Here is an 8,682-nt window from a genome sequence, read left to right on the forward strand (position 1 = left end):
ATTAATCAGAAGAGTCTTTATTGGGACAGCCGCAGGAACCTTCACAGGAGGAAGGCTTCTCACCCCCGGCGGGACAGGCAGACTTGTAATCCGTCTGATAAAAGCCTTTTCCCTTGAAGATGATACCCGCTCCGGTCCCGATCAGGCGCTTGAGGTGACCCTTGCATTTGGGACAATCCTTGAGCGGATCATCCTTCATGCTCTGGAACAGCTCGAACCTGTTGCCGCAATCGGCGCACACGTAATCGTAAGTAGGCATTTCACTCCCCTTGTATTTAACTCAGGAACTCCTTGACCTTGGCCAGTATGTTCTTACCGCCGGTTGCTTTTTTACCGCCCATGCTCTGTTCGAAATCCCTGAGTATTTTTTTCTGCCGGGCATTAAGGTTCTTAGGTATTTCCACCATGACCTTTACTAGCTGATCGCCCCGGCCACGCCCGTCCAGGCGTTTGATCCCTTTACCCCGGATCCTGAAAACTCTTCCGCTCTGTGTGCCTTCGGGTATCGACAGATCTACCTCCCCGTCCAGACCGGGGACCTTGACATCATCACCGAAAACAAGCTGGGTATAGGACACCGGAAGAACACATAACAGGTCATCGTTCTTTCTTGAGAAGAACCTGTCCTCCCTGACCCTTATGGACACGAAAAGGTCTCCGCTGGGGCCGCCTGATATGCCCGGGTCGCCTTCACCCGAAAGCCTGAGCCGCATACCGTCATCGACACCGGCGGGAACTTTCACCTCAATGTTCTTAATGACATCTTTCCTGCCCAGACCGCCGCAATCACGGCAGGGCTTCTCGATGATCCGCCCTTCCCCGCCGCAGGCTTCGCACGTCCTGGAAATACTGAAAAACCCTCCGGACTGGCTCACATGCCCGGTGCCGCCGCAACGCTGGCAGGTTTTACTTTCCGTACCGGGTTCGGCCCTGGATCCGTTGCATGAAGAACAGACCTCATGCCTTCTTACCCTGATATTCTTCGTCACGCCTTTGGCAGCTTCAAAAAAATCAAGGGTCACGGTAGCCTGAAGGCTCCTGCCTTTCCTGGGACCTCTGCGCCTGGAACCGCCGAACCCGAACATCCCGTCAAAGATATCCCCGAAACTCCCGCCGAAGACCTCACGGAATATATCCGAAGGGTCATGGAACCCGAACCCCCCGTATCCGCCGCCCTGCTGGAAAGCTGCTTCACCGAACTGGTCATACTGGGCGCGTTTCTGGCCGTTACTGAGTATCTCGTAAGCGTGAGATATCTCCTTGAACTTCTCCTCGGCCTCTTTGTTACCCGGGTTCTTGTCCGGATGGTATTTAACAGCGAGTTTCCTGTATGCTTTCTTTATCTCCTCGGCCGTGGCAGTGCTCTCCACGCCGAGGATACGGTAATAATCTCCCATAATTAATCAACGGCCGTATGCGGCCTCTTATTTTTTCTCCTTGTCTTCATCTACCTTGTAATCGGCGTCAACAACGTCCTCTTCTTTCTTCTGTTCAGCCCCGGGCTGGGCTTCCTGCCCGGCACCGGCCTGTTGCTGCTGTGCCTTGGCCTGGGCTTCCTTGTAGATCTCTTCGGACAGTTTATGGCTCGCCTTCTGAAGATCCTCCTGCGCCTTTTTCATGGCGTCGATATCCTCCCCCTCCAGGGCCTTTTTTGCAGCCTCAACGGCATCCTGTATCTTTTTCTTTTCATCGTCCGAGACCTTCTCGCCATAATCCTTTACCGCTTTTTCCGTGGAATACACGAAGGAGTCAAGCTGGTTCTTCGTCTCGATCATCTCCTTCTTTTTCTTGTCCTCCTCCTCGTGCTCCTTGGCCTCCTGCTTCATCTTCTCTATCTCTTCCTTGGAGAGACCACTGGAGGACTCGATGCGAATGGACTGTTCCTTTCCTGTGGCCTTGTCCTTCGCCGAGACATGAACGATACCATTGGCATCAATGTCAAAGGTCACTTCGATCTGCGGCACGCCCCTGGGCGCCGGTGGTATCCCTACCAGATCGAAACGGCCGAGAGTACGGTTATCGCTTGCCATTTCACGCTCTCCCTGAAGCACGTGTATGGAAACGGCTGGCTGGTTATCCGCGGCCGTGGAGAATATCTGGCTTTTCTTAGTTGGTATCGTGGTGTTCTTCTCGATCAGCTTGGTCATCACCCCGCCCAGGGTCTCTATCCCGAGCGAAAGCGGCGTCACGTCAAGTAGCACCACGTCCGAAAGGCCTTCCTCGCCGCTCAGGACGCCGCCCTGTATGGCAGCCCCGATAGCGACCACTTCATCCGGGTTAACGCCTTTGTGCGGCTCTTTTCCGAATATCTCCTTTACCACTTCCTGTACCTTGGGCATGCGTGTCTGACCGCCGACCAGAATCACCTCATCTATATCGCTGGCCGAATACCCCGAATCTTTCAGGGCCTTATAACAGGGCTGTTTCGTCCTTTCGACAAGGCCGTCCACAAGCTGTTCAAGTTTGGACCTTGTAAGTGTCATTGTAAGGTGCTTAGGACCAGTGGCATCCGCAGTGACGAACGGAAGGTTTATCTCCGTCTGCTGGTTGGTCGAAAGTTCGCACTTGGCTTTCTCGGCGGCTTCCTTGAGCCTCTGCAGGGCCATCTTGTCCTGCCGCAGGTCTATGCCGTTCTCCTTCTTGAACTCTTCGGCTATCCAGTCTATGACCTTCTGGTCGAAATTGTCCCCGCCAAGGTGGGTATCACCGTTGGTCGCCTTTACCTCGAAGACCCCTTCGCCGACGTCGAGTATGGATATGTCGAAAGTGCCGCCTCCAAGGTCGAATATGGCTATTTTCTCGTTCTTTTTCCTGTCCAATCCGTATGCGAGGCTTGCAGCTGTCGGCTCGTTTATTATTCTGAGGACCTTCAGCCCCGCTATCTCACCGGCATCCTTAGTGGCCTGGCGTTGTGAATCGTTAAAATACGCCGGCACGGTTATCACTGCTTCGTCGACCTTTTCACCAAGATAATCCTCGGCGGTCTGCTTCATTTTCTGCAGAACCATCGCGGATATCTGTGGCGGCGTGTATTTCTTATCATGCGCCAGCACCACGACATTGCCCTTGTCATCCTCGTCCACCTTGTAAGGAACCAGTTTCTCCTCCTCAGCGACCTCTGAATGCTTGCGCCCCATGAAACGTTTTATGCTGAATATCGTGTTATCCGAATTTGTCACCGCCTGGCGTTTGGCGGGCTGGCCCACGAGCTTTTCGCCGGACTTGGTAAAAGCGACGACGCTCGGGGTCGTCCTTGAACCTTCGGCGTTCTGTATGACCTTGGGTTCCTTACCTTCCATCACTGCAACGCAGGAATTGGTCGTCCCTAGATCTATCCCAATGACTTTACCCATTTTTCTCCTCCTTCACTTCAAGTTGTCTGGTATTATCCCGTATTTTTAACTACTATTACCTGAGCCGGCCTTAAAAGCCTTCCGTTGAGAAGATACCCGGCACGGACCTCGTCTATGATCTCATCCTCCGGATAATCGTCCGTCTCCGCGGTGGCAACGGCTTCATGAACATTGGGGTCGAACTTCTTGCCTTTTGTCTGAATCCTTTCCACTCCGTTCTCCTCGAGTATCCTGTGGAACTCTTTCTGGACCAGCCTTATCCCGTCCATGACAGCGGTCTTGTCCTTTGCCTTTTCCATGGCATCAAGCGCCATGTCGAAATTATCGACGATGGGGAAAAGCTGTGAAACGATGCCTTCATTGGCGAATTTAACGAAGTTCGTCTTCTCCTTCTCCAGTCTTTTGCGCGTATTCTCGTACTCGGCATGGACCTTGAGCCACTTCGCCTCGAAAATATCGCGTTCTTTAGCTTTCTCTAGCAGCTGGTCAAGCTCCCCCCGGGGAACCTCGACCATTTCATCACCCTGTTCTTTTCCGGGCTCTTTTTTGTGCTTCATCTTCCATCCCCTAATCGTCCATTTTCTTCAGTTTTTCGCTGATAAGATAAGACAGACAGCTGACCGTGCGAAGGGCGTGATCGTAATCCATCCGGGTGGGACCGATCACCCCTATACGGCCTATCGTTCTGCCACGCATCGAATAGCCGCATGTTATCACACTGCAGCTTTTCAGCATCCGCGAATCGTTCTCCTCGCCTATATAAACCTTGAGACCCCGATAAGGAAGTTCCCTCCTCATCATGTTCACCAGGTCCCTTTTATCGCTGAATATCTGGAGTATGTTGCGTGTTATATCCGCATCCCTGGATTCCGGACCTTCCATGAAATGATCCAGCCCTTCCCAGTATATCTGCTCTTCTATATTCTCGTCTATTATCGCGTCTATTATGCCGAGCGCGGTCCTGGCCACGTCGAATGTCTCTTTCCTCGAGCTTTCGGGGGCATGGTTTGCAGCTCTACCACGTTTAAGGTCCTCATATATCACCGAGATCGGTTCGGTAACATACCTGGAATTTATGTAATTGGATATTTTTTCGAGTTCCGTTTTTTTCATCTCCCTGTCAAGTTTGACTATATGGTTCTTGACGTCATTGGTCATCGTAACGAGTATGGCCAGAACGCTCTCTGCCTTCACCTTGACAAGTTCGAAATGCTTGAGGTAATAATCTTCGATGCTGGGCCATATAGCCACCCCGGCGTTATGCAGTTCCCGGCTTATAAGATAGCTGGTCCTGCGGATAACTTCCTTGATGGTGGTTATCCTACGGTCATATTCTGCGGCCAGGCGCTCGGCCTCTTTCCTCTGCTGAGAGATATTGTCCCTGACGATATCCACATATCTTCTGTATCCCAGCTGCGTGGGTATCCTGCCGGCGGAAGTATGCGGCTGCTCGATATACCCTTCTTCCTCAAGTTCGGCCATGATGTTGCGTATGGTCGCACTGGAAAGACCTCCCCCCATTCTGCGGGAGACCGTCATTGAACTGACCGGAGCGGCCTTGGATACATATTCATGGACTATATGCCCCAAGACAAGGGTCTTTCTGCCCTCTTTGTCTTTATAAATATTATTTGCCATGATATTTAAATTAATAACCGCTTAATTTTTCGTTTTAGCAGTCTTTAACTTCGAGTGCTAAATTATATCAAATCCAGCAGGTTTGTCAAGAGGGGTTAAAGAGGAATCTCACCTTTTTTGCTTGAGGCGCTTGAAAATCGCGTATTTGACGCTTCTGGGAACCCGGGCCGTGATGAATAGACCTTTATTCGTATATTTTTCGCTTCGTATAGTTCCGTTCTCGCGTATGGCCTTGACAAGATCAAAGTACTTGTGGGGTACGAGCAGTTCTATATCCTCCATGTCCTTCTGAGTGAGCTGGACTATCCTGTCCGTGACCTCGTCAACGCCCTGCCCCGTAAGGGCAGATATGACGAGCGGATCATCGAACTTGCGGCTTATCCTGGTCTTTTCCAGATCGCTAGGGAGCTTATCGGCCTTGTTGAGTATGGTCACCACGGGCTTATCCTTAACCCCCAGATCTTCAAGAACCTCGAACACCGCGCTTTTTTTGAGGTCTATCTTCTCGTCGCTTATATCCATCACATGGAAAAGTATATCGGCGCCCACAACTTCCTCGAGGGTCGCTTTGAAGCTCTCTATAAGGTGATGCGGAAGGTCATGAAGAAACCCCACCGTATCGGAAATAAGAACGGTCTGTTTGTTCGGAAGGACCATTTTCCTGATCGTAGGGTCAAGCGTGCTGAAAAGCTGGTCCCTGGCCCTGACCCGCGATGAAGTAAGAGCGTTGAACAGCGTGGACTTACCCGAATTTGTGTAACCCACTAGCGCGGCCGTCAGCATGGAATACTTCTCTCTCTGCGTTCTTCTCAGCTCGCGTTGCCGGGTGATATCATCTAGCGTTCTTTTCAGCTTGCCTATGCGTTCACGGACCCGTCTCCTGTCGACCTCAAGCTGCTGCTCTCCGGGCCCGCGCATACCTATGCCCCCGGATGTACCCCTCTGCCTTGAAAGGTGCAGCCACATGCGGGAGAGCCTGGGCAGGAGGTAGCTGAGCTGGGCAAGTTCCACCTGCACCTTTCCCTCTTTAGAAGTCGCCCTGTGCGCGAAAATATCCAGTATCAGCTGGGTCCTGTCTATGATCTTGACCTTGAGGACTTCCTCAAGGTTCTTCTGCTGCGAAGGCGAAAGGTCATTACTGAAAATAACCACATCCGCGCCTTCCTCCTCCACCATCATGGCCAACTCTTCGGCCTTACCCTTGCCTATCAGCAGATTCGACGTAAGGACCTTCCTGCGACAGACCTCGCTGGCAACTATATCAACTCCGCAGGAGGAAGTAAGATTCTCAAGTTCTTTTACCCTGTCCTCGAGCGACCATGCCTCCCTGCCGATCCTCTCAACGGTCACCACTACCGCCTTTTCTTTTTTACGGGCTGTCGAAAGTGTCTTTACCGTCATCTTTGATCCATTCTTTGCTTTATGTCCCCAACTATTTCCTCTACGGGCCTCTGTGCGTCTATCCAATTTATCCTTCGGTCCTTCCTGAACCAGGTGAGCTGCCTTTTCGCGTAGCGCCTGGTGTTCTTCTTGAGCTCTTCCCCGGCTTTTTCGAGACTCAACCCGCCTTCCAGGAAAGCGCCCAGCTCCTTGATCCCCAGGGCTTTCTCTGCCGTCAGGCTGAGCTGCCTTTTTTTAAGCTCCCTGACCTCCTCGGCGAGCCCCTCCCGGAACATTCTCTCGACCCTGACGTTGATCCTCCCGTAAATGACCTTGCGGGGAAGTTCAAGACCGAACAAGAGGCAATCATGTTCAGAGGCTATCCCCTCCGAGGAACTTTTCTTTTCGTTCATGGTGCTGCCGGTAAGCTCGTAGACCTCGATAGCGCGTATCACCCGGCGAAGGTCATTGGGGTGGAGTTTCCCGGCCGTTACCGGGTCTATTCTCTCGAGCTCCCTATAGAGGTATTCGTTGCCCTTATCGCGTGCTATCATGCGCAAACGCCTTCTCAGAACTTCGTCTTTGGGCGGGGACGGGAAAATACCGTCAAGGAGCGCCTTGATATAAAGTCCGGTGCCCCCGGCAATAACGGGAAGACGTCCCCGTGACATTATGTCCCGGATCGCCTCGCGCGCTTTTTCGCAGAACCGTGCGCAATTAAAATCCTCTTCCGGGGGGAGTATCCTCACAAGATGGTGCGGCACGCGCGAGGTCAGTTCCTTGCCGGGCGCCTGACTTATTATGTCCATACCGCGGTAGACCTGCATGGAATCGCTCGATATTATTTCGCCAGATTTTTTTTCGGCCAGAGCCGTGGCTACTTCGCTTTTACCGGAAGAAGTGGCTCCTACGATGAATATGACCTTATCCATTTACTTTCTGCCAGTGCACCTTTCAGATATGAGAGTTCACCGAATCGAGCTAGACTGAAAAGGCTGCCGATAAAACCGGCATCCCCTTTTTCGGACATGCGGCAGTTGCCTCCAGCCCTGAATAGACTAACGCTAATTCTCCGCCGATCAGGTATAGATCTGTCATTATAAAGATCACAAGCCCCGCTCCTTGCCAATCCGCTTTACTGTTGTATCCTCCGCTTCTCGGTCTGCACGACCTTGCCTTTAAGTGTTGTGGGACTGGTGGACTTGACCTTAACCCACACCAATTGTCCGTTCAGGTCTTCTTCCCAAGGAAAAACACACGGAGTGTTATCTCGTGTGCGCCCCATGAACTCTTTATCAGACATGCGGCTCTTGCCCACAACGAGCACTTCCTGCTCAGTCCCTATCATTTCCTTGTTCTTGGCGTGCGAGATCTTTTTCTGCAGATCCAGAAGCTCTTTATTCCTGGCCCTTTTGGTCTCGTCGTCAACATCGTCCACCAGACAGGAAGAAACGGCCGGCGGCCTTAGCGAATACTTGAAAATAAAGGCCGAATTATATCCTATCTCTTCCATAGCACGATACGTTGCCTTGAAATCGCTTTCCTTTTCGGACGGAAAGCCAACTATCATGTCCGTGCTCAGGCCGGCAGGGGGGATCATTTCCCTTAATAAATCTATCTTTTTACGATAATCGGCGTAAGTGTATTTCCTATTCATCAGATCAAGTATCTTGTCCGAACCGGACTGGAGTGGCAGGTGTATATGTTCGCAAACCTTTTCCAGGTCCCTCATGGCCCTGAAAAGGTCTTTTCTGGCATCCTTGGGATGGCTTGTGGTAAAGCGTATCCTTTCGATACCGTTAATTTTATTGATCTCTTCCAGAAGTTTTGGAAATGAGATCTTATTTGTCAGCCCTTTCCCGTATGAGTTCACGTTCTGCCCTAAAAGCGTCACTTCTTTGAACCCTTCATCGGCAAGGGTTTTTATTTCCTTCACTATATCCCCCTTTGGACGCGAAACCTCACGCCCTCTTACATGAGGAACTATGCAGTACGAACAAAAATTATTACAGCCGTACATGATGTTCACGAAAGCGGAGAATGTTCCGGTCCTGTAACCGGGCAGGTTCTTTTTTCCGGGCCGTCTTTTCCTGTCGACCGCCAGAAGCTTTTCGGAACTTTTCGTCTTCTCCAATAGATCAGGAATATCGTAGATATTACTCGGCCCGACGACGATATCGATCTGGGGAAATTCCTTGAAAAGCATCTCGCCATGCCTCTGGGCCATACATCCGAGAACTCCTACCCGCAGCTCCGGATCTTTTTTCCGCCTGGCTTTTAGCTTCTGGATCTGTCCTGTTACCCTGTCCTC

General features: G+C 51.5%; 8 protein-coding genes. All 8 read right to left on the minus strand.

Annotated elements, in window-relative coordinates:
• Position 1 precedes the first annotated feature (1 nt).
• On the minus strand, positions 2–259 hold the full coding sequence (locus GF409_03985) for a zinc ribbon domain-containing protein (GenBank protein MBD3426377.1): 258 nt from the start codon (positions 257–259) through the stop codon (positions 2–4).
• Positions 260–275: 16 nt separating this feature from the next.
• Positions 276–1,397: a molecular chaperone DnaJ gene (gene dnaJ / locus GF409_03990; protein ID MBD3426378.1), complete on the minus strand. Its 1,122-nt coding sequence runs from the start codon at positions 1,395–1,397 to the stop codon at positions 276–278.
• A gap of 27 nt (positions 1,398–1,424) precedes the next feature.
• Entirely contained in the window at positions 1,425–3,353 is a 1,929-nt protein-coding gene (dnaK, locus tag GF409_03995) for a molecular chaperone DnaK (GenBank protein ID MBD3426379.1), read from the minus strand.
• Between the two features lie 32 nt (positions 3,354–3,385).
• A complete protein-coding gene (gene grpE / locus GF409_04000) occupies positions 3,386–3,910 on the minus strand; it encodes a nucleotide exchange factor GrpE (protein ID MBD3426380.1) in 525 nt (174 codons plus the stop codon).
• A 10-nt stretch (positions 3,911–3,920) separates the two neighbouring features.
• Positions 3,921–4,991, minus strand: coding sequence for a heat-inducible transcription repressor HrcA (hrcA, locus tag GF409_04005; protein MBD3426381.1), 1,071 nt, complete (start codon positions 4,989–4,991; stop codon positions 3,921–3,923).
• A gap of 108 nt (positions 4,992–5,099) precedes the next feature.
• Entirely contained in the window at positions 5,100–6,392 is a 1,293-nt protein-coding gene (hflX, locus tag GF409_04010; protein MBD3426382.1) for a GTPase HflX, read from the minus strand.
• Positions 6,389–7,303 carry a tRNA (adenosine(37)-N6)-dimethylallyltransferase MiaA gene (miaA, locus tag GF409_04015; GenBank protein ID MBD3426383.1) on the minus strand — a complete coding sequence of 305 codons (915 nt, stop codon included), beginning with the start codon at positions 7,301–7,303 and terminating at the stop codon, positions 6,389–6,391. Before miaA ends, hflX begins: the two co-directional genes overlap by 4 nt.
• A gap of 203 nt (positions 7,304–7,506) precedes the next feature.
• Positions 7,507–8,682, minus strand: a 1,176-nt coding sequence (gene miaB / locus GF409_04020; GenBank protein ID MBD3426384.1) for a tRNA (N6-isopentenyl adenosine(37)-C2)-methylthiotransferase MiaB, incomplete at its 5' end; no start/stop codon positions are given.

It is taken from the genome of Candidatus Omnitrophota bacterium (genome assembly GCA_014728045.1).
Classification (GTDB): Bacteria; Omnitrophota; Gorgyraeia; order Tantalellales; family Tantalellaceae; genus WJMH01.

Coding starts and splice junctions, on each gene's coding strand:
- GF409_03985 (MBD3426377.1), bottom strand. CDS start 259: ATGCCTACTTACGATTACGTGTGCGCCGATTGCGGCAACAGGTTCGAG.
- dnaJ (MBD3426378.1), bottom strand. CDS start 1,397: ATGGGAGATTATTACCGTATCCTCGGCGTGGAGAGCACTGCCACGGCC.
- dnaK (MBD3426379.1), bottom strand. CDS start 3,353: ATGGGTAAAGTCATTGGGATAGATCTAGGGACGACCAATTCCTGCGTT.
- grpE (MBD3426380.1), bottom strand. CDS start 3,910: ATGAAGCACAAAAAAGAGCCCGGAAAAGAACAGGGTGATGAAATGGTC.
- hrcA (MBD3426381.1), bottom strand. CDS start 4,991: ATGGCAAATAATATTTATAAAGACAAAGAGGGCAGAAAGACCCTTGTC.
- hflX (MBD3426382.1), bottom strand. CDS start 6,392: ATGACGGTAAAGACACTTTCGACAGCCCGTAAAAAAGAAAAGGCGGTA.
- miaA (MBD3426383.1), bottom strand. CDS start 7,303: ATGGATAAGGTCATATTCATCGTAGGAGCCACTTCTTCCGGTAAAAGC.